Annotated in this window: 24 protein-coding genes and 1 riboswitch; of the genes, 19 read left to right on the forward strand and 5 right to left on the reverse strand. The window is 39.6% G+C overall.

The features are described 5' to 3' along the window. Positions 1–97 precede the first annotated feature (97 nt). The 6 genes from hutU (at position 98) to BANA01_RS07500 (ending at position 6,593) form a co-directional block, all read left to right on the forward strand. Positions 98–1,771, forward strand: a complete 1,674-nt coding sequence (gene hutU, locus BANA01_RS07475) for a urocanate hydratase (RefSeq protein WP_063252369.1) — start codon at positions 98–100, stop codon at positions 1,769–1,771. 14 nt (positions 1,772–1,785) lie between these two features. Next, on the forward strand, positions 1,786–3,084 hold the full coding sequence (gene hutI, locus BANA01_RS07480) for an imidazolonepropionase (RefSeq protein WP_063252371.1): 1,299 nt from the start codon (positions 1,786–1,788) through the stop codon (positions 3,082–3,084). Next, entirely contained in the window at positions 3,056–4,063 is a 1,008-nt protein-coding gene (locus tag BANA01_RS07485) for an agmatinase family protein (RefSeq protein WP_235847078.1), read from the forward strand. Before hutI ends, BANA01_RS07485 begins: the two co-directional genes overlap by 29 nt. A 132-nt stretch (positions 4,064–4,195) precedes the next feature. Next, positions 4,196–5,533, forward strand: coding sequence for a YjiH family protein (locus BANA01_RS07490; protein WP_063252375.1), 1,338 nt, complete (start codon positions 4,196–4,198; stop codon positions 5,531–5,533). Positions 5,534–5,829: 296 nt separating this feature from the next. Then, positions 5,830–6,318, forward strand: coding sequence for a metallophosphoesterase family protein (locus BANA01_RS07495; protein ID WP_063252377.1), 489 nt, complete (start codon positions 5,830–5,832; stop codon positions 6,316–6,318). Positions 6,319–6,347: 29 nt separating this feature from the next. Then, the gene (locus BANA01_RS07500; protein WP_063252379.1) at positions 6,348–6,593 is read left to right on the forward strand and encodes a glutaredoxin family protein; all 246 of its coding nucleotides are present in this window, start codon (positions 6,348–6,350) and stop codon (positions 6,591–6,593) included. 14 nt (positions 6,594–6,607) lie between these two features. On the opposite strand, the gene BANA01_RS07505 is transcribed toward BANA01_RS07500, so the two are convergent. Together BANA01_RS07505 and BANA01_RS07510 are read right to left on the reverse strand one after the other, a co-directional pair. Beyond that, positions 6,608–7,927: a YheC/YheD family protein gene (locus tag BANA01_RS07505; protein WP_063252381.1), complete on the reverse strand. Its 1,320-nt coding sequence runs from the start codon at positions 7,925–7,927 to the stop codon at positions 6,608–6,610. Positions 7,928–8,059: 132 nt separating this feature from the next. Then, complete coding sequence (locus BANA01_RS07510) at positions 8,060–8,185, reverse strand: hypothetical protein (RefSeq protein WP_063252382.1); 126 nt, start codon at positions 8,183–8,185, stop codon at positions 8,060–8,062. A gap of 80 nt (positions 8,186–8,265) precedes the next feature. Next, a riboswitch (cyclic di-AMP (ydaO/yuaA leader) is annotated at positions 8,266–8,407 on the forward strand. Positions 8,408–8,534: 127 nt separating this feature from the next. Here BANA01_RS07510 and BANA01_RS07515 point away from each other — a divergent pair. Further along, a complete protein-coding gene (locus tag BANA01_RS07515) occupies positions 8,535–10,361 on the forward strand; it encodes an APC family permease (protein ID WP_063252384.1) in 1,827 nt (608 codons plus the stop codon). 30 nt (positions 10,362–10,391) lie between these two features. Here BANA01_RS07515 and BANA01_RS07520 read toward each other — a convergent pair whose 3' ends face one another. After that, positions 10,392–10,826, reverse strand: a complete 435-nt coding sequence (locus BANA01_RS07520) for a hypothetical protein (protein WP_063252386.1) — start codon at positions 10,824–10,826, stop codon at positions 10,392–10,394. Between the two features lie 184 nt (positions 10,827–11,010). Between BANA01_RS07520 and BANA01_RS07525 the strand changes: the two genes are divergently transcribed. Next, positions 11,011–11,817 (forward strand): histidinol-phosphatase, encoded by an 807-nt coding sequence (locus BANA01_RS07525; RefSeq protein WP_063252542.1) that lies wholly within the window; start codon positions 11,011–11,013, stop codon positions 11,815–11,817. A gap of 65 nt (positions 11,818–11,882) precedes the next feature. Here the strand turns inward: BANA01_RS07525 and BANA01_RS07530 are convergent, their stop codons facing one another. Continuing rightward, positions 11,883–12,080: a hypothetical protein gene (locus BANA01_RS07530; protein ID WP_063252388.1), complete on the reverse strand. Its 198-nt coding sequence runs from the start codon at positions 12,078–12,080 to the stop codon at positions 11,883–11,885. Positions 12,081–12,150: 70 nt separating this feature from the next. Continuing rightward, positions 12,151–13,365, reverse strand: coding sequence for an MFS transporter (locus BANA01_RS07535; protein ID WP_063252390.1), 1,215 nt, complete (start codon positions 13,363–13,365; stop codon positions 12,151–12,153). 195 nt (positions 13,366–13,560) lie between these two features. Between BANA01_RS07535 and BANA01_RS07540 the strand changes: the two genes are divergently transcribed. The 11 genes from BANA01_RS07540 (at position 13,561) to BANA01_RS07590 (ending at position 26,062) form a co-directional block, all read left to right on the forward strand. Continuing rightward, positions 13,561–14,931 (forward strand): MATE family efflux transporter, encoded by a 1,371-nt coding sequence (locus BANA01_RS07540; protein ID WP_063252392.1) that lies wholly within the window; start codon positions 13,561–13,563, stop codon positions 14,929–14,931. Positions 14,932–15,495: 564 nt separating this feature from the next. Beyond that, positions 15,496–16,050 carry a competence protein ComK gene (locus BANA01_RS07545; protein ID WP_063252394.1) on the forward strand — a complete coding sequence of 185 codons (555 nt, stop codon included), beginning with the start codon at positions 15,496–15,498 and terminating at the stop codon, positions 16,048–16,050. A gap of 147 nt (positions 16,051–16,197) precedes the next feature. Next, positions 16,198–17,865, forward strand: a complete 1,668-nt coding sequence (locus tag BANA01_RS07550; RefSeq protein WP_411833533.1) for a spore germination protein — start codon at positions 16,198–16,200, stop codon at positions 17,863–17,865. Next, the gene (locus BANA01_RS07555) at positions 17,813–18,925 is read left to right on the forward strand and encodes a GerAB/ArcD/ProY family transporter (protein ID WP_063252396.1); all 1,113 of its coding nucleotides are present in this window, start codon (positions 17,813–17,815) and stop codon (positions 18,923–18,925) included. Before BANA01_RS07550 ends, BANA01_RS07555 begins: the two co-directional genes overlap by 53 nt. Further along, positions 18,906–20,123 carry a Ger(x)C family spore germination protein gene (locus BANA01_RS07560; RefSeq protein WP_063252398.1) on the forward strand — a complete coding sequence of 406 codons (1,218 nt, stop codon included), beginning with the start codon at positions 18,906–18,908 and terminating at the stop codon, positions 20,121–20,123. The genes BANA01_RS07555 and BANA01_RS07560 overlap by 20 nt, the downstream gene beginning before the upstream one ends. 21 nt (positions 20,124–20,144) lie before the next feature. Next, positions 20,145–20,345 carry a CLC_0170 family protein gene (locus BANA01_RS07565; RefSeq protein ID WP_063252399.1) on the forward strand — a complete coding sequence of 67 codons (201 nt, stop codon included), beginning with the start codon at positions 20,145–20,147 and terminating at the stop codon, positions 20,343–20,345. Positions 20,346–20,561: 216 nt separating this feature from the next. Then, positions 20,562–22,955, forward strand: a complete 2,394-nt coding sequence (nirB, locus tag BANA01_RS07570) for a nitrite reductase large subunit NirB (RefSeq protein ID WP_063252401.1) — start codon at positions 20,562–20,564, stop codon at positions 22,953–22,955. 19 nt (positions 22,956–22,974) lie between these two features. Then, complete coding sequence (gene nirD, locus BANA01_RS07575) at positions 22,975–23,298, forward strand: nitrite reductase small subunit NirD (protein ID WP_063252403.1); 324 nt, start codon at positions 22,975–22,977, stop codon at positions 23,296–23,298. 93 nt (positions 23,299–23,391) lie between these two features. Further along, positions 23,392–24,237 (forward strand): formate/nitrite transporter family protein, encoded by an 846-nt coding sequence (locus BANA01_RS07580; protein ID WP_063252404.1) that lies wholly within the window; start codon positions 23,392–23,394, stop codon positions 24,235–24,237. A gap of 18 nt (positions 24,238–24,255) precedes the next feature. After that, a complete protein-coding gene (gene cobA / locus BANA01_RS07585) occupies positions 24,256–25,029 on the forward strand; it encodes a uroporphyrinogen-III C-methyltransferase (protein WP_063252406.1) in 774 nt (257 codons plus the stop codon). Then, positions 25,013–26,062, forward strand: coding sequence for an anthranilate phosphoribosyltransferase (locus BANA01_RS07590; protein ID WP_063252408.1), 1,050 nt, complete (start codon positions 25,013–25,015; stop codon positions 26,060–26,062). The genes cobA and BANA01_RS07590 overlap by 17 nt, the downstream gene beginning before the upstream one ends. Positions 26,063–26,154: the final 92 nt, after the last annotated feature.

The raw sequence follows: 26,154 nt of genomic DNA on the forward strand, positions 1-26,154 counted from the left end.
AAAATAGTACTATTTTTCCAACGAATGATTTGTATTTTTCAGAAGATTTTACTTTTATAATAAAGAGGAGGAAAAAGTATTTAAGGGAGTGAGATTAATGGAAACAAACACGGCAAAGTCAAGAGTCATTAAAAATTATAAAGGAACTGAACTACACGCAAAAGGCTGGATTCAAGAAGCTGCACTTCGAATGCTAATGAACAATCTGGACCAAGAGGTAGCGGAGCGTCCAGAGGATTTAGTGGTTTATGGGGGAATCGGCAAGGCGGCACGGAACTGGGAAGCTTATGACGCGATTGTCAAATCACTGCTTGAACTAGAAAATGATGAAACACTGTTAATTCAGTCTGGCAAACCTGTTGCTATTTTTAAATCACATAAGGATGCACCCCGGGTATTGCTGGCAAACTCCAATTTAGTACCGGCCTGGGCAAATTGGGAACATTTCCACGATTTAGATAAAAAGGGATTAATGATGTACGGCCAAATGACTGCAGGCAGCTGGATTTATATCGGAACTCAGGGAATTGTCCAAGGTACCTATGAGACGTTTGCGGAGCTGGCTCGAAAGGAATTCAGCGGGTCTTTAAAGCATACGATTACTTTAACTGCAGGCTTAGGTGGAATGGGTGGAGCTCAGCCGCTAGCTGTAACAATGAATGATGGTGTTTGTCTTGCGATTGATGTAGATGAAACAAGAATTGACAGAAGGATTGAAACCGCTTACCTGGATGTAAAAACTAGTGATCTAAATGAGGCTATTAATCTTGCACAGGAAGCAAAGAAGGCCGGGAAGCCTCTTTCCATAGGTCTGATTGGAAACGCGGCTGAAATTTTGCCAATTATGATTGAAAAAGGGTTTAATCCGGATGTGTTAACCGACCAAACATCTGCCCACGACCCCTTAAATGGGTATGTGCCTGTTGGCTTTAGTCTGGAAGAGGCAGCCACTCTTAGGAAAGAAGATCCTTCGTATTATGTAAAATTATCAAAGCAAAGCATGGCAATCCATGTGAAGGCAATGTTGACTATGCAGGAAAAGGGTGCTGTAACGTTTGATTATGGCAATAACATTCGTCAGGTGGCGAAAGATGAGGGAGTAGAAAATGCGTTTGATTTCCCAGGTTTTGTGCCGGCGTATATCCGTCCATTATTCTGTGAAGGAAAAGGACCGTTCCGCTGGGCTGCATTGTCGGGGGACCCTGAGGATATTCGAAAAATAGATGAAGTCCTCCTTCGTGAGTTTAAGGATGATGAGCACCTTTGTAAATGGGTGAGAATGGCTCAGGAAAAAATCAGCTTTCAAGGACTTCCAGCAAGGATTTGTTGGCTCGGTTATGGAGATCGTGCCCGCTTAGGAAAAATTATTAATGACCTGGTTGCTTCTGGTGAGGTGTCTGCACCGATTGTTATTGGCCGTGACCACTTAGATGCAGGCTCTGTTGCATCTCCTAACCGGGAAACAGAAGGAATGAAGGATGGAAGTGACGCTGTTTCTGACTGGCCAATTCTCAATGCGATGATCAATGCTGTTGGAGGTGCCAGCTGGGTTTCGCTTCACCATGGCGGCGGGGTAGGAATGGGCTACTCACAGCATTCCGGAATGGTCATTGTTGCAGATGGTACACAAGAGGCTGAAGTCCGTTTGCAACGAGTATTAACAACAGATCCTGGTATGGGTGTTGTCCGTCATGCTGACGCAGGCTATGACCTAGCAATTAAGACAGCAAAGGAAAAAGGCATTAAAATGCCAATGCTGAAACAAGACTAAAAGAGGTGGTTTGGGTGAATAAGCCAATTTTTATAAGAAATGCTTCTCAGCTCGTGACCTTACAGGGGAGTTCACATGCTCCCCTTGTAAAGGAAGCGATGTCAGATTTATGTTTAATTGAAAATGGAAGTGTCTGGATTGAGGACGGAGTCATTTATGATGTAGGAAAAGATGGAGAGCTTTTTGAAAAATATGCAGACCGTCTGGGTGAAGCGGAGATAGTGGACGCAAGTGGGAAGCTTGTTACACCAGGTTTAGTTGATCCTCATACACATCTTGTTTTTGCAGGGAGCAGAGAAAATGAGTTTAATATGAGGCTGCAGGGTGCCACTTATATGGAAATCATGAATAGCGGCGGCGGGATTCATGCGACAACAAGAAGAACAAAGTCAGCCTCACATGAAGAGCTTTTTGAAGAAGGCTTTGAACGTTTAAATCAATTCCTTGTTCACGGTGTGACAACGGTTGAAGCGAAAAGCGGCTATGGGATGGAGTGGGAAACGGAGCTTAAACAGCTTGAAGTAGCGAAGATTCTTAACGAAAAACATGTAATCGATGTAGTTTCCACCTTTATGGGTGCACACGCTGTTCCAAAAGAATTTAAAGAGAATCCTGAAAGATTTGTAGAATTATTGATCCATGAAATGATTCCAAAGGTAGCAGAAATGGGATTAGCAGAATTTAATGATGTTTTTTGTGAGCATGGTGTTTTTACACCAGAGCAATCAAAACGGATTCTTGAAGCTGGTAAGAGACACGGGCTTATACCGAAAATTCATGCGGATGAAATTGAACCCTATGAAGGGGCGGAACTGGCCGCCGAGGTTGGGGCGATATCGGCAGACCATTTATTACGAGCATCAGAAAAAGGCATGAAAGCGATGGCTGAAAAAGGTGTGGTCGGTGTGCTTCTGCCGGGGACCGCTTACTTTTTAATGGCAGAATCTGCGAACGGTCGTAAAATGATTGATTTGGGAGTACCTGTAGCGTTGTCTACCGACTGTAACCCTGGTTCATCTCCAACGGTGTCACTGCCTTTTATCATGAATTTAGGCTGTTTGAAAATGGGGATGACTCCTGCAGAGGTTATTACTGCAGCCACAATCAATGCCGCACATGCGATTAATCGCGGTCAGGAAATTGGCAGTTTAGAGGTTGGTAAGAAAGCCGACATTACCATGTTTAGTGTAGATAACTATATGAAACTTCAATATTCTTATGGAGTGAATCATACGCATACGGTAATAAAAAATGGAGTGGTGGTTGTCAGAGGAGGTCATTTGCTTGAAGAGCTTTCTCTATCCAAAAATTAATCCACCGAGCTTTACTTGGGTAAACCTTGAGAGTGGGGGAGTGTCTAAGGTTCACGAATGGATTCAGCCCATCACGACTTTGAATGAAGGTAAAAGGAGCAAGGAGGCCGAGGTTGTGATTCTCGGTGTTCCTTTGTCTCGTTCATCGATAAGTGCTTCTGGTGCATCTGAATTTCCAGAGGCCTTCAGACGTTCTTGGCGAAGCTTTGCAACCTACAATCTGGATGAGGATGTCGATTTGGCTGAAATGACTGCACTTGACGCCGGCGATGTTCCGATGCATGTTACGGATATTCGTAAGTGCCATGACAACATCATTCAGGCATCCGAATTGGTTCATAGCTATTTTAAAGGTTCAAAAGTATGTGCGATCGGCGGTGATCACTCCATCACCGCTATGATGGTAAAAGGAATGAAGCAGGCAAAGCCTTCTGAAAAAATTGGCATCTTACAATTTGATACCCATTTTGATTTGCGAGACATGTCAGATAATGGTCCCTCCAATGGAACACCTATGCGTAACTTAATTGAGAGTGGAGTGGTTGACGGCAGTCATATGTACAACATTGGTCTGCATGGCTTTTTTAATACGAAGGACTTAAAACAGTATGCCGAGGAAAAAGGAGTTAATTATTTTACACTCCGCACAGCTAGAAAGAAGGGGATAGAAGAAACCGTTCAGCGTTGCTTAGAAGAGTTATCTTCAAAAGTGGATACCATTTATTTAACGGTAGATATGGATGTGTTAGATATTGCCTATGCTCCCGGGGTACCGGCATCCACGCCGGGGGGCATGACAACAGAAGAACTGCTAGAAGGGGTACTAGCAGCAGGACGTCATCCAAAAGTAAAAGCAATGGACATCGTCTGCCTCGACCCATTAAAAGACACACACGTTCAGCCAACCGTTAAACTAGGAACACACGTATTCCTCACCTTCCTAACGGGAGTCATGCTTCGACAAAGTGCTAGCAAGTAGATAGCAGTTGATATCTAGTTGCTAGACTGGGTGACAGGCACCTCTAAAATACATTTGTCCGCCTGGAGTGGACATGTTAGGAATTAAAGTATTTTGAACATAGGGATTTAATTGGAGCAAGGGGGATTGGGTATGGAAAATCAGCCGTTACAGCAGGTGCAGCAGCCAGAATTGCAAAATAGTAATTACTTAAATAGTATGAAGTTCTTTGTTTTTAGCGCAATCGGTATTTTTGTATTTTTTGTTCCTGTTACTTTGAATGGCAAGTCTTCTATTATGCTGGATCATTTGGTTTCATTTATACAACTTGCGGTGCCAAGTGTTTTACCTTATTATGCATTATTGGTCATTTTGTTAGGAGCCATATATCCATTTGTCACACGGTCATGGAATAAAGATGTTGTTACCACCGTGTTTTCAATTCTGAAAATTTTTGGACTTGTGACTGCGATAATGCTTGTCTTTAATTTTGGTCCGAAATGGTTTTTTGATCCTAATATGGCACCATTCCTTTTTAACAAACTAGTAATATCCGTTGGATTGTTAGTTCCCATTGGCTCTGTTTTTCTTGCCCTCCTAGTAGGTTACGGGCTGCTCGAATTTATCGGTATATTCATGCAGCCAGTAATGAGACCGATTTGGAAAACGCCGGGAAGATCAGCCATTGATGCGGTAGCCTCTTTTGTAGGCAGTTACTCCATTGGTCTGTTAATTACCAACCGTGTTTTCAAAGAAGGTAAATATTCTATTAAAGAAGCAGCCATTATTGCCACCGGTTTTTCAACGGTTTCCGCAACCTTTATGATTGTGGTCGCGAAAACATTAAATCTAATGGAGGTTTGGAATGCATATTTTTGGATCACCTTTGTTGTAACCTTTCTCGTTACCGCTATTACTGTAAGAATTTGGCCGCTAAATAAAATGAGTGAATCGTATTACCAAGACATGGAGGGTGACGAGGAGGTTATTATTAAGAAGGACCGTGTTAAAACAGCCTGGAAAGAAGCGATGATTACTGCTGACCAATCTTCAACCTTAGGTAAAAATATCTGGGACAATCTTAAGGATGGTTTTATCATGACCATGGGAATCTTGCCGTCCATTATGTCTGTGGGGTTACTTGGACTGATATTAGCTGAATTTACACCAGTATTTGATTGGCTGGGTTATATATTTTATCCTTTCACCGCACTCGTTCAACTTCCTGACCCAATGCTGGCAGCAAAAGCAAGCGCAGTTTCAATTGCAGAGATGTTCTTGCCGGCACTGTTAGTTACCAAGGCCGCTATTGTGACCAAGTTCGTGATCGCTGTCGTTTCAGTATCATCCATTATCTTCTTTTCAGCGGTAGTGCCATGTATCTTATCGACAGAAATTCCACTAACCATTGGAAAACTCGTCGTGATTTGGTTTGAAAGGGTAGTATTCACCATACTCTTAACTGCACCTCTTGCTTACTTAATCCTATAAAAGATAAACTGTTCCTCTTTAAATGGGGAACAGTTTTTTTATACTATGAAAAGATATATAATAAATTACGAAAAACATCAAATTATTGCGAAAGCTGTTGTTGAAATAAATCCATTGATAGATTATTTTGTAGAGGATACGTGTTAATAATTTTAAAAATTCAGGAAATTTAGAAAACATTTCTTGGGAAAGCGCAGGAATAGACATTTACGGCGGCTATTTGTCAAAAAATGTTGAATAGAAGTACTTGCTCAAAAATAGATACATGTTTTCCAAAAAATGAAGAGGGATAACAAATGAAAATGGTTGTAGTTTCAGATACACATCTACCAAAACGAAAAAAAGGATTGCCTGAGAGATTATTAGACGAATTAAAAGCTGCTGAATTAATCATCCATGCGGGTGACTGGCAGACGCTGGATGTTTATCATCAGTTGCGGACGTATGGCAGGGTTGAGGGAGTTTATGGGAACGTGGATGATAAGGAAATAATCGCATTGTTACCTTCAAAAAAGATTGTTGAAGCTGGCGGTTTTAGATTTGGTATTACTCATGGCCACGGAAAAGGAAAAACAACTGAGAAACGTGCCATTGAAGCATTCAAGGGAGAAGAGGTTGACTGTATTATCTTTGGACATTCACATATTCCTGTTAAGCGGTATGAAGGGGACATTTTAATTTTTAACCCAGGTTCCCCAACTGACAAAAGAAAACAAAAGATGTTTTCCTTTGGGGTCTTCACCATTAGTGATAGAATAACGGCAGAACATATATTTTTTAAGTAGAGTAGCAACAGGTGGAAGGGGAGGAAGCAATGGAAAAAGGAGTTATCGTCTATACAACTAACGACTGTATTGAATGCACAATGGTGAAAAAAGTACTTACTGAGGAAGGCATTCCACATGAAGTGAGAGATATCTCAATAAATCCCGAATATCAACTTGAAGTGGAGAAGTACGGATTTCTAGGCGTTCCCGTAACGGTGTTAGGCAATAAAGCAGTGAAAGGTTTTACTAATGAATTAAAGGAAATTATTGAAACAGCAAAAAGAGCTAATTAGCTCTTTTTTTACTGTTAAAAACCTGCAAGTTTCTTGGCATAAAGCATATTGGTTTTTAAAATTTCATAGTAAAGGTCTGGGTATCCAGCTACTAAGGCAATATCATGTGATGGGTTGCAGTGGTCAATCTCTGAAATCCAGATATCACCTAATTCTCCAACCGTAATATCAACAGCTGCGTTTGCAAAATGTACGCCCATATCTTCTATTTCATTTACCGTATCAATCGCAATATTGTTTAATTCTTCATAGGTCAAGGAAGCATGCAAATCACTTTGCTGCAAGAAATCTTTTACAATTTCCTTTTCAAATTTGACCAATGGCAGTAATTTACCATCGTTTTTTACAGATTGATCGCCTCTCGTAAACGAACCCATAACCTGCCATTGACCTGTATCGTCTTTTACCGTAATAAACCGAATGGTGATGGTACGATAACCAGTTACATCAATGGATTCTTGTATGAGGTTTTCTCCCTCTTTAAAATATTTACTAAAGATTGAATAGGCTTGATCACGGTTATTAAATCTATAATTCTTTGTTTCCCAATTTGTTAAATTTGTTATTACAAGTGAGTTTGAATCTTTTAGTAAAACTCTATATGCCTGCCGATTGGAACTGTTAAGCGGTTTGACCGTTAAATTAGGAAACTTCTTTAAAAAATAGTATAGATCTTGAGGTGAGCCATAAAGATTGGTGTCAGGAAGATAACATTTTACTCCGATTGAATTAGCCAATTTTTTGTGAATACTCCATCGATTAAGATAAAAATCATTAAAAACGACATTTCCGATAATCGTTTTGAAATGTTGTATCCAGGCAGTGCTCACGGAAGATGTCATCACAAAAATAGAGGCTGGGTATGGGTAGGTTCCTTCATCCCATTGTTTTGTTCGTGGATTATAAAGATAACCTTCGACCAGCTGATTGACTTTATCCACACGGTCAAGAGAAAAGACGAGGATGGCACCCTTGATTTCATGATAAAGTAAAACATAATCACGAAGATGATCAAGATATTTTTTAATCGAGCTTTGATAATATCCTGCAAGTAAGCCGATAAAGGGTCCAATGTGTATTTCGTTGCCATTCTGCTTCATTTCAAGACTGCAATACTGTGGTATATTAAGCATGTCCAAAATATCATCAGATAGGCTTGCCCCATTTGTCGGCAGTTCATCAGAGGTGTCTACAATTGATTGATAGGTTTTTGCTCCAAACCTGATTTTTCTTGCCGTAATTTGAGTGATTCCCATTGATTCTGCTAAAACGGGATGTAAGGTTAATATCCCACTGTTAGAGGTGTTTCTTGATAGCAGAATAACATTATTCATTTTTATTCCCCCAAACCATATTATTGGATAAGTTATTATATGTACCAATAATAAAGATTGTCTTAAAAATGGGGGAGATTCTTACAATTTGGACAAGTGTACCATTGTTATTGTGAAATATAGTTGGACGGCTTACTCAGCTTGCTCATGTTTGCTTTCTTCGTTTTCTTCTACAGGGCGTCCATATAGCTCATTGATTTCATTTGCCAGTTCATCTAAAAATTCATCAGTCAAAAGAGGCTTTTTCTTTTTAGACATTTATATTTCTCCAATCTTTATTTATTAAAAATTTTGATTTACATTTGAGAAACACAGGAGTATGATAATCACAGTTTCATATTTCTAAATCGCTGAGACCAAATTGGTGCGGGGGAACCATTCATATGGATAGTATATCCAAGGGGTGAATCCTTTAATAGGTAGGGCTACTCAATGGCCCGAATCCGACAGCTAACCTCGTAAGCGTTAATGAGAAGGAAGGTGGAGCTTGTGAGACAAAATTATTATGTCTGCAGGTCTATTTAACTTTGACTTGCAGGCATTTTTTTGTGTTTTTTTAGCAAGATAAGAAAAGAAACTTAATAGAAAACTCGGTGGTGCAGAGCATATGGTATCTTCGGTCAAAAGATTATTAATCGGCAGACCTTTAAAGTCAACAGAATTAGGGGAACAAAAGCTAAATAAAACAAAAGCGTTGGCCATTCTTTCATCTGACGCATTATCATCTGTGGCCTATGGTCCAGAGCAAATCCTAATTGTCCTCGTAACCGTTAGTGCGGCAGCCTTTTGGTATTCGATTCCAATTGCAATCGGTGTGTTGGTTTTACTGGCAGCACTAATTTTATCGTATCGACAAATTATTTTTGCCTACCCGCATGGTGGAGGAGCTTATGTAGTATCAAAGGAAAACTTAGGTATCAATTATGGGCTAATATCGGGTGGGTCATTACTGGTTGACTATATTTTAACGGTAGCTGTTAGTGTATCTGCTGGGACCGATGCTATTACTTCAGCCTTTCCAGCCCTGCATGACCATAACGTGGGTATTGCGATTATTTTTGTCATATTTATTACTACTTTAAACCTGAGAGGGGTAACAGAGTCTGCATCTATTTTAGCATATCCTGTATATTTATTCGTGCTCGCTTTATTTATTATGATTGGTGTAGGAATATTCAATATTTTAACAGGGCAGGTTCCAGCAGAATTGCATACTCCAGTGGGAACACCTATTGCTGGTATATCTTTATTTCTGCTCTTAAGGGCCTTTGCCTCAGGCAGTTCAGCCCTTACCGGAGTTGAGGCGATTTCGAATGCCATTCCGAACTTTAAAGATCCAGCGCCAAATAATGCTGCTAAAACGTTGGCGGCAATGGGAGGACTACTGGCAATCTTATTTTCGGGGATTGTAATGTTAGCTTATTATTATGGCATTACTCCCAATGAAAAGGTTACGGTTGTCTCTCAGATTGCGGAGCAAACATTTGGACGTAATTTTATGTATTTCTTTATACAAGGTACAACTGCCTTAATTTTAATACTTGCGGCAAATACAGGGTATACAGCTTTCCCATTGTTAGCAGTCAATCTTGCGAATGATAAATTTATTCCAAGAATGTTCAAGATAAGAGGCGATCGATTAGGGTATTCGAATGGAATTCTCACATTAGGTCTAGCTTCCATCTTGTTAATCATCTTTTTCAAAGGCCAAACGGAGCACTTAATTCCACTTTATGCGATTGGAGTCTTCATTCCGTTTACTTTGTCTCAATCGGGGATGATGATAAAATGGCTTCGTGAAAAGCCTCAAGGCTGGGTGTCTAAGCTTATTATTAATACCATGGGTGCTATTATCTGCTTTGTCGTAACCATTATGTTCTTTTTAACTAAATTTGCACAGGTTTGGCCTGTATTAGTTTTCTTACCAGTGATTGTTTTTGTCTTTTACCGAATTAGAAAGCATTATGAAGCAGTGGGAGAGCAGCTTAGATTAAATTGTGAGGAGCCAGCAATACCAATAGAAGGGAACGTAATTATTGTTCCTGTCGCAGGGATTACGCAAGTGGTTGAAAACTCATTGAATTATGCAAAATCCCTAGGTGCCGACCAAGTACTTGCAGTCTATGTTTCCTTTGAAAGGGACGATGAAAAGAAATTCGAGGAAAAATGGAATAAGTGGCAGCCGGATGTAAGACTTGTCACACTGCATTCCTATTATAGGAGTATCATTCAGCCACTGACCAAATTTGTAGATACTGTCCAGCATAAAGCTGGTGAGGCTAATTACAGAGTAACAGTCGTCATACCACAATTCATACCAAAAAAAGGCTGGCACAATATCCTGCACAATCAATCCAGTTTATTAATCAAAGCATACCTGCTATATAAAAGAAATGTTATTATTACAACAGTACCATATCATTTGAAAAAATAATCAAAGAGCAGCTTCCGTTTTGGGAGCTGCTTAATTTTTGTTTTCTAGATTGGTGAAGATACATCCTGGAACTTCAAACGTCCGACCATTCGAAGTTAAGATAATCGAACAGATAGCATTACCGATAATCGTCTCATGCAGGAAATGTATGTTTGATAGAACGGCATGTTCATAAAAATTGACTCCTGAGGCCTGTCCTGCCGCTGTTAAAATCATACCGATACCGCCGCCGGATACGTGTTCATAGGTTGGTAAACCAGGAGCAGCGGATGTAAAAACAAAGCTATTGTTTTGATTTATATCGTCACCATAAAGAATGGAAATAAAACTATTATTGGCTTTACAATCAACATCACAAATTCGTGCAGATACAGTAATAATGCCGCAAGAAGGGAAACGATTAATTAAGGTTTCGACTGGAACGGCCGTTGCCGATACGTTTCTACGACAGTTACAACTTTCCATAAAACACCTCTCATTCACAATATTACTTATATATATGAAAAAGCTTGCCTTTTGGATTGGACAAGGAATGGAGTAAAATGGAAAAGACTATATACGATTCGTTTTACTGTAAAGTTTTATAGTATTATGGATTTGATTGAAAGGACCAGAGTATGGGAAAATATGGAGAGGTGATAAACAAATGGTGAAATTTGATTTACATACACACCATGACCGGTGTGGGCATGCAAGGGGCAGTATACGTGATTATATCGAAGCCGGAGTAGAAAAGGGTTTGAATATAATCGGAATCTCTGATCATACCCCCTATTTTTCAAGTAAAGAGGATCATCCCTTCCCACACATAACCATGGCAACAAGTCAATTTCCTGAATACGTAGAGGAAGTCCTAAAGTTAAAACAAGAGTATGCTGGAAAAATTGATGTCCTATTAGGAATTGAGGCAGATTTCTTTCCCGAACATGTCAATACCTATAGAACGTACTTTGAACGATATCCATTTGATTATATTATTGGTTCTGTTCATCATGTTGATGGGGTGAGCATTTTTAAGAAAGAGCGCTGGGAAGGATTGAGTACAAAAGAACAAATACGTACGAAGGAAACCTATTATTCATTAATTGAACAATCCGCCGCTAGCGGCATGTTTCAAATTCTTGGTCATATTGATGCGATGAAAGGCTTCTATCCTGACTTTTCTCACATACAAACTGCCGCAGTGGAACACACCCTAAAGGTGATAGCCGAATGCGATATCGCGATCGAAATCAACACCTCAGGAAAAACCAAATACGTGGGAGGCTGGTATCCCGCCGATGACATATTAGAAATGGCCCTCCACCACGGAGTGAAAGTCACCTTTGGCTCAGACGCCCATGACCCAGAGCGAGTCGGAGACGAATTTGACATCGTCCAAGCCCGCCTCAAAGAAATAGGCTTCAAAGAATGGGTGTACTTTAAAGCAAGAAAGCGATATGCAGTTAAACTATGAATAACTGCATAAATGGTGACAGGCACCAAAGGAACCAAAAAAAATGTAATGGAAGCTGCAGTCCATTACATTTTTTCTTGCTGTTGTTTTTGATTGCGCTTTTTAGATAAGGTTCTAATTAGGTAGATACCACCAATTAGCGCTAGTAGGTTTAATGAATCTCCAAGGTTAATGGTTAGATTGAAGTTGTTGTTTACATGTACTGTGTTTTTATTGTTGTTGGTAGTTGTATGAGACTTTGTTTCCTGACTTCCTTTTGGCAAAGGACCACCTCCATAAGACTAGTATATCAACTGAGTCATACAGAAAATGCTAATTTACTAGGAAAAATTGCTAGTTTTTTACTAACATAGCTTTTGTAAATCTTCTGGTGCGTGAATACATAAGGAGGAATACAAAGGCACTTCCTATCCTCAATATAGAGTTTAATTCCATTGCTGTTTGTATACCTAATCCCTCTAGTAGCAAAATACCAAGCTGAGGGGCTATGAAGGCGACAAATGAAAGGAGGACATTATAGGTAGTAATACAATATGTTCTCGTTTCGGCGGGTGATTGCTCCAGCAGAAGGTTGAACAATAAGAGCACAACCCCGGAAATGAAAAATCCAGATAGAGCTTGGACACAAGTCAAATAAAACAGATTGGTAGATAAGACGGTTAGAAAGGGAACAAGTGCCATTCCTAGCGCAGCCCATACCAGCATGAGGGTATTCGATTTTACCTCCGCCCATTTTTTCCACATAGGGAATGTAAAGATTTGCACCAATTGACATGCCACCGAAAAGATACTAATCCAAAGTATCGTCGCTTCTGCAATTCTCACATGATAAATATTGAATATACCCCAGGACATCTGCCAAGTAAAGTTAAAACAGAGTGCCGCAATCAGGAACCATTTGTAACCATGATCTTTAAAAATCGCCCAATCCATCGATGACTTTTTGGCAGTGGAAATCGCTTGGACTGTCTCTTTATGTTTCATTAGGAAAAACACTTCAAGTAATCCGAAAAGTAAGGCTGTGAAAAATAACCACTGATAGGCTGTTTCGTTATTTGTTTGGTTCTTCATGATAATGCCGATAATTAATGTGGAAATCATTCCTGCAATCGTCAATAAGCGGTTACGATCACTAAAAAAAGAACCCCTTCGTTCGTCCTTAATCATCCCGCTAATTAATGTCTGCCAGCCAATGTTCGCAATGGTTGCGGGTACATTCATAAACGCAATAATGATTAAGAATACCCATGCCTGGTAGGAGGTGGAGATATAAACAACTCCGATGAGAAGTAAAAATAATAACCGAGCCCCTAAAACGGACATGGCCACCGTTTTTTTCTGGGTTTCCAAACGATTTAACAGTATGGCAGCAGGAATGGTCATCAACAGGGCAATTAAAGGTGGAAGAGAACTTATTAATCCAACTTGATAATTGGTTGCTCCAAGAATCGAGATCGCAAAGATGGGATAAAAGTTGCCTGCAAGGTTGATAGCAATGGTAGAAACCATTCCATGATAGATACTAATCTTTTCATTATATGTACGCACGATTCTTCACCAGTTTCTCTATTAATCAATAACGATACTATTATACTACGGTATCCGAAATTTCTATATAATACTTTTTAAAATTATTTAGCAAAAAAGTTACAGTTTTGCATAACAAATAATACTCAAGTTAGCTGAAATCCAGTATAATGAATCTTTGGCTTTCATATTACAGATTTCTAGGAGTTTTTTCATATGAATCAGACGTTTACATTAAAGGAAAAGACAAAGCAAATTTTTGTTATGCTAATACCAATTTTAATCACTCAACTTGGTATGTTTTCGATGGTGTTTTTTAATACGATTATGTCAGGAAAATATAGCTCTTCTGACTTAGCCGCGGTTGCGATTGGTTCGTCCATCTGGAACCCTATATTTACTGGCATCAGTGGAATTTTGCTTGCGGTTTCTCCAATTGCAGCTCAACGCTTTGGGGAAAAGAGGAGCAGTGAAGTGGCTTCGGTTGTCAGACACGGACTCTACATTTCCGTTATGATTACGATAGTGGTGATTATTCTTGGTGTATTTTTTTTAGATCCACTTTTAGATAAAATGAATCTCCCAAGTGACGTACAAAAAACAGCTTTTGACTACTTGATTGGTCTTAGCTACGGGATTCTTCCGTTATTTATTTTTAACGTGCTAAGGTCATTTATTTATGCATTAGGAAAAACAAGGGTTGTAATGTATATCCTACTCTTGTCATTACCCATCAATTTCTTTTTGAATTATGTGTTGATCTTTGGATATTGGGGGTTCCCGGAACTTGGAGGTGCAGGTGCTGGTTATGCAACCTCTATCACAGAATGGGTAATAACTGGAATGACGGTCTTCATTGTAAAAACGCAGCAACCATACTCAAATTTCCCCGTGTTTGAGAATTTGAAGAAATTCTCCTTCGCAGAGTGTAAGGAAATCCTGAAAATTGGTGTACCAATGGGACTATCAACCTTTTTTGAAACAAGTATGTTTGCAGTTGTAACCATTCTATTAAGTAAATTTAATGTTACAACGATTGCTGCCTATCAATCAGCATTAAACATCGTTTCTTTCCTTTACATGATTCCGATAAGCATATCGATGGCACAGACGGTTCTTGTAAGCTACGAAGTAGGGGCACGAAGATACAAGGACGCAAAGAGCTACAGCTGGCTAGGCATTTATCTTGCTATCTTAATAGCCTTGATTACAGGCGTACTCGTCGTTCTATTCCGTTATCAAGTAGCTGGATTTTACTCGAATGAAGCAGAAGTCATTAATTTAACGGCACATTTCTTGATTTTTGCATTGTTCTTCCAAATAAGTGACGCCATTCAAGTAACGGCACAGGCTGCCTTACGGGGATATAAAGATGTTAATCTTGCTTTTATCATGACTTTAATCGCATACTGGTTAATCTGCCTCCCGGTGGGCTACGTACTTGCAAACTTTACGGGATTGGGGGCAACCGGCTATTGGCTCGGACTTACTGCAGGTTTGTTAGCAGCCGGAATAGCATTATCGTGGAGGCTAACCTACATCCAAAAAAGAAAATTCATCGACACACAAACATTAGAAGCAGTATAAACGATAGGTTCATATAAATATATTATGTAAACTTAAAAATCTTACTCTATAATAGGGTAAGATTTTTTTGTAAGAGTAATAAACAAATATGTATTTTCTGTGTATTTATGAATTTTCAGTTAACAGATTGGAAGTTTAATTAGAATTGAGCATAAACTCTGCTAAAAATAGCAAAATAGATGAAATGGACGACAAATAGTAAATGTCGAACCATGTCTTTTTGAAGAATTGTATATGTCGAAAATAAATAAATAATCATTATACGTCCAAAGTAAACGTTCGTCAATATGGGTAACCAGGATCGAAAAGTATGTTTGGAGGAGCAAAAAAATTATTTAATTACAACAGATTTACTTTATATCTTCTAGTAAAATATACTATTTTTGAGGAGGAATGATGTGGAAAAGTATGATGGAAACATAGTAAAAATAATCACCCTTGAGTAATGATCTTGGCGGACCCAAACCCAAGGGCAAGGCAAGTTGAGTATACCAACTTTATGTTAGTATACTCTTATTCTTAAAATAATCAACCATTAATACTAGAAAAGAGGGTGACTACTTTATGGACATAAGAGATAAACACCTGCTTAATGAAAAGACGGTATTACTAACAGGCGAGTACAATGTTCGAGGAGAAGTATGGTCAAGGGTGATTGAAGGGAAAGAAACGTTCCTTGTAAAACAAAGTCCAATTACGATAATCGAGGAAACCTTATTACATGCGGGGTCAAAATTTTTTGGAGCCCGACGCCGTGCACATAATCTACTTTCACCAACCAGAATGCAACCGATATGTGTGATTCCGCAGCTGAGCATTTTATTTTTTCCTACAATGAATAGGGAGTGCCATCGCAATATATGGTTATCACTTATTCATGTAAAAACTACAAATTCGGTTGGGATCCATCAAATTGAAGTGTTAACAAGCTTTGGTCACACCATCTTACTCGATATGTCGGAAAGGGCCTTTAATAACAGGCGGCTAAAAGCGATGCAGCTTCAGGAAGCTATTACCCATAATCTAAATTGCCCTTTAAACTTCTATGTGGAACCAAAGAACGGGTATTATATAAGTAAAAGTCCAAAAGAGTATAATTATTTCCTTGAGAAAAAATAAAAAGAAGAGCAGCGTCCCTATAATGGATGCTGCTCTTATCATTTGGCAGACTTCGTCTAGGTCTATTATCTCTAAATACGATATGCAATGGGCAGGGAGGAATAAAATTGATGAACTGGTAAAAATTATTAGTTAGGAGGTGGGAGTGTGTCCTTATTACGACCGAAGAAACGTACCTATAAAAAACCACAATTGTTGACTCCGAGTAAATTAGTTCACCAAAAGGAAAACACACCAACTTCTAGCTCATTAGATGAGACTGAGCAGCAGATAAAAGAAATTCTCGGAAATAACGGAGATTTAAAGATAAAGCATTTTAAAATTTTTGGCAGCTTCTCGGCGGCCTGTGTGTATTTTTCAAGTTTAGTGAATAAGGATTCCATAAATAAAGATATCTTAAGACCCCTCATGTATGAACCTGAACACTTAATCGGAAAAGAAAAACCACTTGCCCAATTAATCGATATCATCCTAACCGAAACTCTATATCATGGTGAGGCTAAGGTTGGAGGATGTCTGGACGATTTAATTGAGTTCATGCTTCGCGGTGAAACCGTGATTATAATGGACGGTCTGAAGGAAGCCATTCATATCGGAACGCGAAAAGTTGACAAAAGAGCAATTGCCCAACCAGAAACAGAACAAGTCATTCTAGGACCGCGGGAAGGTTTTATTGAAAATATTGCTACCAATGTTGCGTTATTAAGATACAGACTGCCGACACCAGACTTTCAAGTGAAAACGATGAAAATTGGTCGTCTGACAAAATCAACGGTAGCCATTTGTTACCTTAAAGGCATCGCAAATGAAACGGTGATTAAAGAGGTGGAAAAAAGGCTGTCCGAGATTGATATAGATGCCATCCTCGACGTGGGATATTTAGAACAATTTATTGAAGATAATCCTTTTTCACCATTTCCACAGACCCAATCAACTGAGCGGCCAGATAAGACGGTCGCAAATTTAATAGAGGGTCGCGTGGCTATCCTTGTCGATGGTTCACCATTTTCATTACTTGTTCCAGTAGTTTTTAATCAGTTCTACCAAACCACTGAAGATTATTCATCAAGGTTCCTAATGGGAAGTTTTGTTCGACTGGCCCGGATATTGGCATTAGTGTTTTCACTTATTTTTCCGTCATTATATGTATCCCTTATCTCCTTTAATCCGGAACTACTGCCAACAGAATTTGCAGTAGCCGTTGCGGGCGGCCGGGCAGGTGTTCCTTATCCAGCTGTTATCGAAGTGTTGATTATTGAAATCGCGATGGAAATATTACGAGAAGCAACCGTCCGGCTACCAAAACAAGTCGGCGGCGCCCTATCGATTGTGGGGGTGCTGGTAATTGGACAGGCGGCCGTTGAAGCGGGATTATCCAGCCCAATTACAGTAGTGGTTATCGCCTTAACCACGATTGGTTCGTTTGCCACGCCTACCTATACAGCAGCGTTTGCATTAAGAATGCTCAGATTTCCGATTATGATATTGGCTGGTATTTTTGGACTATACGGGGTAATGATAGGTATTATCTTTATTTTTAATCACATGCTCTCTTTAAAATCATTTGGTGTGCCATATATGGCACCTGTTTCTCCGTCAGATTATCAAGGGATGAAAGATGTTGTGATACGAAGTCCATTATGGTGGATGCCAAAAAGGCCAGACTTCCTTCATCCAGCTAACCAATCTAGACTTACGGAAAAAGATAATAAGGTATTAGAACATAATAAAGTTGGAAATGATCAGCGGGAGGGCACAAGCAATGGGGGATCCGAAGGAGATCACAACACTTCAGGCAACAACAATCTTAATTAGTACCATTATTGGAGTAGGCGTTCTTCCACTGCCATTGTTTGCTGTCAGAGCAGGTGAAACAAGTGCTCCATTTGTCACATTAACTGGTATGTTTTTGGCGGCGATTGGTTTAGTATTTATAACCTCTCTTGGGATTCGCCACCCACAAAAAACGATTATTACCTATAGTCAAGATATAATTGGGAAATGGCTAGGAAGAATTTTTAGTATACTTGTTATCATCTTCTTTTTAATATTGACCAGTCTTACTGCAAGGGAATTCGGTGCGGTTGTCGTAACGGGAGTACTAAGAGAAACACCATTGGAGGTAACCGTTATCGTAATGCTTTTATTAGCCTCCATTAGCTGTCGGAACAATATCAATGTTTTTGCCTATATCCATAATCTTTATGTACCGATGATATTGGCTCCTGTTTTAATTGTTGTAGCATTCTCATTAAAGAATGCCAATCCCTTATATTTACGTCCGATATTTTTCGGAAGTGATCTTTGGAATATGGCCGGAGGTATGCTGACTGTTGCAGCGCTTTTTCAGGGGTCCTTTATTATTACGATGATCATTCCCTCAATGAAATCGCCAAAAAAAGCGATAAAGGCTAGTTTTTGGGGCATTCTTATTTCAGGAGGTTTATACCTATTAATTGTAATTGCTACGGTGGCAATTTTTGGCCCAGAAGAGATTAAACAAATCTTTTGGCCGACGTTAGAATTGGCTCGGACCACAGCAATACCGGGAAACATCCTCCAAAGGTTGGATATCATCTTTTTGGCGGTTTGGGTATTGGCTGTTTTTACCACTTTATTCTCTAGTTATTTCTTTACCATCCATTCGATTAAGGAGCTTTTCAGACTAAAGGACCATAAAGTACTTTCTTATTTCATTCTGCCATGTGTGTTTTTTTTGGCGATGGCACCGCAAAACATTTTACACATGTATGAGATCATCCAATTTATTGGAAGAATCGGTTTACTTATTACGATTTTGTATCCAGCAGTCCTTTTACTAATGGATTTCCTCAAGAGCTGGAGGAGGAAAAGAAATGTGGCAAAATCTTCGTGAAATAAAAGTTGCTATGTTGTTTGGTATTCTCATCCCCTTACTATCTGGGTGTTGGGACAGTAAAGAGATTGAACAAAGAGCAAATGTTTTGGCGATTGGAGTGGATATTGCAAGTGAAAAGGAGAGAAAAAAGGAGGATGAAATCTCTCATTTGAGCAAAAAGTTTCCGATTCCTGATGAAGAAATGATTAAGGTTACCGCCCAAATTGCAGTCCCTGGAGAAATACCACTGGGTCCACAGCAGCCAGGGGGTTCTGCAAAGCCTGTATTGGTGATTGAGGTTGTTGGCCATACCTTTGAGGATGCCATATTAAATCTGCAGCAGGAAATTGCGGATGAATTGTTTCTAGGGCATTTACGGATTATTGTCCTAAGTGAGGAAGTAGCAAGGTCAGGAACAAACCGATTTAATGACTTTCTAAGACGCAATCCCGAAATTCGAAGAACAGCCTCTCTAGTGATTTCAAAGGAATCAGCTTCAAGATATATGAAAATAGTCCCGGAACTGGAACGTATTCCATCCCTTTATTTAGCAGACCTGGTTGATAATTTATCTTCATTAGGAAAATTTCCACCAAGCTTCATTGGACTTTTTTGGACTATTTACTCTAGTAAAGGGCAAGATCCATACCTGCCATACTTAGAAATAAAAGGAAAGTCTTCCATACAACTTAACGGTCTAGCTTATTTTCATGGTGATAAAATGGTCGGTAAAACAAATCCGCTGCAAATAGGTATCTTTATGGCAGTAAGAGGAATTGGAAGAGGAGGGTATGGTGCATTTGTCGAAGTACCTGACAAAAATGAATCAGTTTTAGTTCGGGCTGTTAGTCGAAAAACGAGAACGAAAGTAACGCTAAAGAATGGCAAACCACATGTTTCCATCAAGATTCAGTATGAAAGTGAAATTGATGAAAAGGAAAGTGCAAGCATACAGCTATCCGATTCAGCTATATTGGAAAAAATTGAGAAAGCAACTTCTAAAAATGTGAAAGCTTCAATTGAAAAATTAATTAAAAGCACCCAAAAAAAGAAAGCTGATATCTTTGGCTTTGGTGAACATTTTCGAGGTAAATTACCGAAATATTGGAATAAAAATGTAAAAACAAAAGAGAAATGGAATGAAATCTATCAGAATGTTACGTTTGATATAAAGGTTGATACCCATATTCACAGAGTTGGAATGAAATCTAAATAAATGGTGAAGGGAGACTCATGTTTGTATATTGGCTATTTAAATTATGTGATCATAATCTGCTGGGTGACAGGGGGATTAATCCTTCTTACCGATGTAAAAGCATACAACAATGCTTCGCTAAAAAAAGAACAGAAAGTGTCTAAAATTTTAGGATGGGTCAATATTTCCATTGGCTTTGGATTAATGACTGCGGATTTCATATACTCTCATTTCATGTGGTGATTGTTTTTTTGGGACTTCATATTTGAAGTCCATTTTTTTGTTCTTAATAGAAATGTATCCGTTAACACCCTGATGAACTAGGGGATTTTAAGGTGCTTTAGTGGAGTGAAGTGATAAAATAATGTGGAAGATAACCTTCCAAACTCATGTTAATAAAGTTGTCATGATGTTATAAATAATTCAGATAATTCAAATCGAATAAGGAAGGTGTTGCACATGATCAAACAAAAGCTAGTTCTGATAGGAAATGGTATGGCAGGAGTTAGAGCGATTGAAGAAGTGTTAAAAATCAATCCAAATGGGTTTGAAATTACAATTTTTGGCATGGAGCCTTATCCGAATTATAACCGAATTCAGTTATCAAAGGTCCTGCAGGGTGGTACTTCAGTTAGTGACATCACCTTAAATGACTGGGAATGGTACGATGGTAACAAGATCCATTTTTATCCCGGAGAGACGGTAACAGCCATTAACACGAATACGCAGACGGTTAGTACAAATAAAGGCCGCATAGAATCCTATGACAAATTAATTATTGCCACTGGCTCAAACCCATTCATGCTGCCGTTGCCTGGCGCTGATAAAGAAGGAGTTAAGGCATTTCGAAATATAAAAGACTGCGAAGAGATGATTGAATATTCGAAAAATCACAAGAAAGCTGCGGTCATTGGCGGAGGTTTACTTGGTTTGGAAGCAGCAAGAGGACTTCTTAACCTCGGGATGGAAGTGGATGTCATCCATATTCATAATTACTTAATGGAGCGCCAGTTAGATCGAACTGCAGGTAAATTATTACAAGCAGAGCTCGAAAAACAGGGGATGAAGTTTCTTTTACAAAAAAACACCACCGAAATTACAGGCAGAAAACATGTCACTGGTCTTAAGTTTTCAGACGGCAGCAGAATTAAAGCCGATTTAGTTGTTATGGCCGTTGGAATTAAACCCAATGTAGCGTTGGCACAAGCAGCGGGAATACCAGTTAACCGTGGAATCCTTGTCAATGATTATTTAGAGACAGAAATCCCTAATGTGTATGCGGTAGGGGAATGTGCCGAGCACCGTGGTATTGCGTATGGATTAGTTGCACCGCTATATCAGCAAGGACAAGTGTTAGCGAAAAGACTCTGTGGAATACAGGCTGAAGGCTACCAAGGATCTGTGTTATCAACCCAATTAAAGGTATCCGGCGTCGATGTTTTCTCAGCTGGAAAAATAAATGAGGATGAACATACAAAAGTTTATAAAATGTACGACGATTGGAATGGTGTGTATAAAAAAGTCCTAATTGAAGGCGGAAAGATTGCAGGAGCTGTGTTGTTTGGCGATACAAAGGATGGAAATAAATTATTTGATTTTATTAAAAAAGGAGCACGAATTGAGGAATATTTAGAGTCGTCAGAAAGTGTAAATATTGAGGTCAATGTAGTTGCCAGTATGTCAGATGAAGAACTTATTTGCGGCTGCAATGGTGTCACGAAGGGAAATATTGTAGAGGCAATTAAGGCAAATGGATTAACTACAGTTGACCAGGTGAAAGGCTGTACGAACGCTTCACGTTCATGTGGAGGCTGCAAATCTCTTGTTTCTGATTTACTAGCTTGTACACTTGGAGAACACTATCAAGCAGATCAAAAGGAAGCAATTTGCGGCTGTACAACATTATCAAGAGATGAAGTGCTGGAAGAAATTCGTGAAAAGGGACTCACTCATATACGCGAGGTAATGAATGTACTCGGGTGGAAAACAGACGGCTGTTCAAAATGTAAACCTGCATTAAATTATTACTTAGGTATGATTGACCCGTTAAAATACCAAGACGAGCGCGAAGCCAGATATGTCAATGAAAGAATGCATGCGAATATCCAAAAGGACGGTACCTACTCCGTTGTTCCAAGAATGTATGGCGGCGTAACAACCTCCGATGACTTACGAAAAATTGCCGATGTTGCCGATAAATATAAGGTTGGCATGATTAAGGTTACTGGCGGTCAACGAATTGATTTACTTGGTGTCTATAAGGAAGACCTGCCAAAGATTTGGGGAGAACTTGATATGCCATCAGGGTCAGCTTACTCAAAAGGACTTCGCACTGTAAAAACATGTGTAGGTGAAAATTTCTGCCGGTTTGGTACTCAGGATTCAATTGGAATGGGAATCAGACTAGAAAGGAAGTTCGAAGGTTTAAACACTCCTCATAAAGTGAAAATGGCTGTGTCAGCTTGTCCCCGTAACTGTGCGGAAAGTGGAATTAAGGATGTAGGAGTTGTTGGTGTAGAAGGTGCTTGGGAAATGTATGTCGGCGGCAACGGAGGGACTCATCTGCGTGAAGCGGATTTGTTGTTTAAGTTCAAATCAGGTGACGAGTTGGTCGAGGTGATTGGAGCATTTCTTCAATATTATCGTGAAAGTGCTAAATACCTAGAAAGGACTTCAGCGTGGGTGGAGCGCTTAGGGATAGACCGTATTAGAGAGATACTATCGGACGAATTAATGGTGAGAGAATTCAATAAACGAATCGATGAGGCACTGTCTGTAGTTCAAGATCCATGGAAGGAAGCGATTCACAATAAGACTCTCTTAAGAGACCTATATCAAACTGTAAAAATATGACGATGAGGAGTTGAAGCATATGGAAAAAACAATACGCAGTGTGTTTATCGGAGAAGTTTGTGACCTGCCGGAAAAGTTAGGAAAAACAGTCACCATCGGCAAGAAGGAAGTGGCTGTTTTTAAAATGGAGAACGGTACGATCACTGCTATTGAGAACCGCTGTCCTCACAAAGGCGGCGTGCTTGCAGAGGGGATATTGAGCGGTGAATATGTATTTTGCCCCATGCACGATTGGAAGATTAGTGTTAAGAATGGCAAGGTTCAGGCTCCGGATGTGGGGTGCGTTCAAACGTATCCTGTGCAGGTTAAGGGTGATCAAGTCTATGTCTTAATCAGAGAATGATAGGTAGTGGAATAGTTTTATAGTAACTAAGACCCATAAGAATAGTTCAAAGTGACGTAAATCCAAATTAAGTAAAATAAGGGGTGTGACAAGATGACCATTATAAATCCGAATCAAGTAGTAGATAGTATGATTCAAACAGGTGAAATGAAGGCAAAATTATCTGTGAAAGATTTGCTCATTAGGGGGGCACTAGGCGGAGCTTTACTCGGGTTTGGAACGACATTAGCTTTTACGGCAGAGGTCCAAACAGGACTAGGAATTGTCGGGGCATTATTATTTCCAGCTGCATTTGTCATTATCATTCTCCTTGGCCTGGAATTAGTTACTGGTAGTTTCGCACTAATTCCAGTTGCAGTCATGGCGAAAAAAACCTCAGTTACGCAAATGTTGAAAAATTGGTTGTGGGTCATCATTGGTCATTTGGCAGGAGCAGTTATTTATGCCATTCTATATATCATTGCTGTCACTCAGCTTGGGCAGGTCACCAATCATGCAGTAGCAGCAAAAATCCTAGCAGTGGCAGAAGCCAAAACAATAGGATACAAAAGTCTTGGTTCAGAAGGTTTACTTGTCGTATTTGTAAAAGCGCTGCTTTGTAATTGGATGGTGACACTTGGTGCCGTAATGGCGTTGACAACAAAGTCTGTGATTGGAAAAATTGCTGCCATGTGGCTGCCGATAGTAATCTTCTTTGCGCAAGGCTTTGAACATGCCGTGGTTAATATGTTTGTTATCCCTGCTGGCATGATTCTGGGGGCAGAAGTCAGTGTGGCTGATTGGTGGCTTTGGAATCAAATCCCTGTGCTTATTGGCAATTTAATCAGCGGTGTTTTATTTACGGGATTGGCCCTCTATTATACACATGGGAAAGCTGATTCTAAATCGCATCTGCAGCTGCCGAAAACAAAAGTGGCAGTACCTAGTACGCAGCGTTAAGAAGGAGGGATGGTTATTATGGGGAAAGCGTATATTGTGGGCGCAGGTCCTGGTGACCCAGACTTAATAACACTTAAGGCCTTAAGATGTATCCAAAAGGCAGATGTGATTCTATATGACAGGTTGGTTAATCCAGAAATATTAAAGGATGCAAAACGGGATTGCCATCTCATTTATTGTGGAAAACGACCAAATCATCATCCAATAAAGCAAGATACGATTAACCATCTTTTAGTTAAATACAGCAATCAGGGAAAAACAGTGGTCCGTCTAAAAGGCGGCGATCCTTTCGTATTTGGACGAGGAGCGGAGGAGGTGGAAGCCTTGGTGGCGAATGGAATTCATGTTGAAGTGGTCCCAGGGATAACCGCAGGAATAGCAGTTCCTGCTTATGCTGGTATCCCGATTACCCATCGGGAATTAGCCAGTTCATTTGCTGTTGTAACAGGGCATAAGCCGAAAGGGAAACCAACGGATATTAATTGGAAGGGCCTGGCAACTGCGGTTGACACGCTGGCGATTTATATGGGGATCTCAAACCTTCCGTATATTTGCGAGGAATTAATCACGCATGGAAAAAACGAAAGCACCCCAGTCGCGATTATTCAGCAAGGGACAACTAACCATCAGCGTACGGTTACAGGAACACTAGGTTCAATTGTTGGTGTGGCTGAAAAAGAAGGGATTCAAAATCCTGCAATAATCGTTGTTGGAGAAGTTGTCACCTTCCGTGATAAGATAAGTTTACTAGAACCAGAGGGGAAGGCAGAAAATTATGCAACAATGGCTTAAAGAAGTCGCAAGGGGAAAAAGAGGGTCCAAAGACTTAGATTACCATCAAACAAAAGAAGTCGCTCAATCTCTAATTAGTGGCAAAGCGACAGACGCCCAAATTGCAGCCTATCTGATTGCACTCCGCTTGAAAACGGAATCGCCAGAGGAACTGCTCGCATTTGTGCATGCCTATCAAGATGTTAGTAAAAAATTCGCATCGCCAAACCAGTCACTTATTGATTTAGCCAGTCCGTATAATGGGAGAAACTCTTTCACAGGAAGTATACCAACTGCCATATTAATGGCTGAATACGGGATGCCCGTATTTTTACATGGAAGTGATTCACTGCCTCCAAAATATGGCACAACAATCATGGAAATCCTATCGGAACTAGGTTTGAATGTTACTCAAACACCGCTAGGACTGGCAAAAACAATCGAAGAAGCAGGAATTGCCTTCGCAAATACCGAAGAATATTGCGCTAGTTTAGGGAATCTGCGCAGAATTCGTAAGGAGCTCGGGGTAAGGACACTTTTTAATACAGTAGAAAAGTTATTGAACCTCGCGAATGCAGAATCACTAATGATGGGTGCTTATCACCGGACAGCGATCAACAAAATTGCGCCTATTTTTAAAGAGCTTTCCTTTAAAAATGTCTATGTCGTACAGGGGATGGAAGGCTCAGAGGATTTACCTGTTCACCGCAACAGCTTTATTTATAAAATAACAGACAACAAGATTGAATCCTTCATTGTAAAACCTGAGGAATATGGCCTGTTGGTGAAAGAACCAGACAAAGATAGTAAACTATCTGCACAAGAACAGTCTGAAATGACACTGGCAATTCTCAGTGGAGAACAATCTACAACATTACAGCCATTTTACAATCAAGTGCTCTTTAATACTGGCATTAGGTATTACCTATTTGGTGCCGTCAACACTATTAGTGAAGGTATAGAGATCGCGAAACAACAACTAACAGGACAACGAGGTTTGAGTCAATTAGAAAAATGGAAAAAAGTAAGTCAGCCTGAAAATAGTATTTACTAACAAAAGCGTTCTGGACCGTATATGCGTCTAGAGCGTTTTTTGTTGGAAAAAAGTCGAAAATTTATTTTTCAAAATTTTTATTTTACTTATTT

The organism is Neobacillus niacini NBRC 15566, from assembly GCF_001591505.1.
In the GTDB taxonomy this organism is placed as follows: domain Bacteria; phylum Bacillota; class Bacilli; order Bacillales; family Cytobacillaceae; genus Neobacillus; species Neobacillus niacini.

Excerpts from the sequence above, each read along its gene's own strand:
- nirD (WP_063252403.1), top strand. The coding sequence starts at position 22,975 with ATGGAAAAAACAATACGCAGTGTGTTTATCGGAGAAGTTTGTGACCTG.
- BANA01_RS07545 (WP_063252394.1), top strand. The coding sequence starts at position 15,496 with ATGGACATAAGAGATAAACACCTGCTTAATGAAAAGACGGTATTACTA.
- BANA01_RS07505 (WP_063252381.1), bottom strand. The coding sequence starts at position 7,927 with ATGAATAATGTTATTCTGCTATCAAGAAACACCTCTAACAGTGGGATA.
- BANA01_RS07510 (WP_063252382.1), bottom strand. The coding sequence starts at position 8,185 with ATGTCTAAAAAGAAAAAGCCTCTTTTGACTGATGAATTTTTAGATGAA.
- nirB (WP_063252401.1), top strand. The coding sequence starts at position 20,562 with ATGATCAAACAAAAGCTAGTTCTGATAGGAAATGGTATGGCAGGAGTT.
- BANA01_RS07490 (WP_063252375.1), top strand. The coding sequence starts at position 4,196 with ATGGAAAATCAGCCGTTACAGCAGGTGCAGCAGCCAGAATTGCAAAAT.
- BANA01_RS07560 (WP_063252398.1), top strand. The coding sequence starts at position 18,906 with ATGTGGCAAAATCTTCGTGAAATAAAAGTTGCTATGTTGTTTGGTATT.
- BANA01_RS07515 (WP_063252384.1), top strand. The coding sequence starts at position 8,535 with ATGGTATCTTCGGTCAAAAGATTATTAATCGGCAGACCTTTAAAGTCA.
- hutU (WP_063252369.1), top strand. The coding sequence starts at position 98 with ATGGAAACAAACACGGCAAAGTCAAGAGTCATTAAAAATTATAAAGGA.
- BANA01_RS07580 (WP_063252404.1), top strand. The coding sequence starts at position 23,392 with ATGACCATTATAAATCCGAATCAAGTAGTAGATAGTATGATTCAAACA.
- BANA01_RS07495 (WP_063252377.1), top strand. The coding sequence starts at position 5,830 with ATGAAAATGGTTGTAGTTTCAGATACACATCTACCAAAACGAAAAAAA.
- BANA01_RS07540 (WP_063252392.1), top strand. The coding sequence starts at position 13,561 with ATGAATCAGACGTTTACATTAAAGGAAAAGACAAAGCAAATTTTTGTT.
- BANA01_RS07590 (WP_063252408.1), top strand. The coding sequence starts at position 25,013 with ATGCAACAATGGCTTAAAGAAGTCGCAAGGGGAAAAAGAGGGTCCAAA.
- BANA01_RS07500 (WP_063252379.1), top strand. The coding sequence starts at position 6,348 with ATGGAAAAAGGAGTTATCGTCTATACAACTAACGACTGTATTGAATGC.
- cobA (WP_063252406.1), top strand. The coding sequence starts at position 24,256 with ATGGGGAAAGCGTATATTGTGGGCGCAGGTCCTGGTGACCCAGACTTA.
- BANA01_RS07555 (WP_063252396.1), top strand. The coding sequence starts at position 17,813 with ATGGGGGATCCGAAGGAGATCACAACACTTCAGGCAACAACAATCTTA.
- BANA01_RS07520 (WP_063252386.1), bottom strand. The coding sequence starts at position 10,826 with ATGGAAAGTTGTAACTGTCGTAGAAACGTATCGGCAACGGCCGTTCCA.